The organism is Microbacterium sp. 18062 (genome assembly GCF_902706225.1).
In the GTDB taxonomy this organism is placed as follows: Bacteria; Actinomycetota; Actinomycetes; order Actinomycetales; family Microbacteriaceae; genus Microbacterium.
On the sequence record NZ_CACSKB010000276.1, the window covers coordinates 1 to 473 of the forward strand.

A 473-nucleotide genomic window follows, 5' to 3' on the forward strand; every position below is an offset into this window, starting at 1 on the left:
ATATACGAAGGCCTGCAGCACGCTGAATTTTCCATAATTTAATGTCGGACTCTCGTTGCACTAAAGAATCGATTGCGAAGTTAACCCGCCGAATTCTGAACGACTCAGGTGTCTCCGAAAAACGTGACAAGAGCGCCTTAAAGTGGGGTAGTTTGTCGCGGCGCCATTGAGAAGATTGCCCCAGCCCTGAGCAAAGCCGAGCTACTGAGATTCGCATGGGTGGTTCAGCCCTTAATAGCAAGATCATCCTAGTGAGAACTTTCGAGCAGAGTTCCTGATCTCGGGCCGGCCAATTCACCGTACCACGCTTGCTCACCGATTTGCGATATTGCGCATTGGAAGTAAGTAGCCAACTACGATCATGTCGATAGAGCCAAGCATAGTCAGAAAAGCCCAGAGACCTTGCTTTAGAGATTCCCTCAACGCCAGGCGTTTTTAACACTCCCATCCACCGGTCACGCCGAGACGTAAGT

Annotated in this window: 1 protein-coding gene; it reads right to left on the reverse strand. The window is 50.1% G+C overall.

All coding sequences use genetic code 11. The features are described 5' to 3' along the window. The coding region (locus GVL03_RS23435) for a TnsD family Tn7-like transposition protein (RefSeq protein WP_200847309.1) at nt 1–473 on the reverse strand (473 nt) is incomplete at both ends.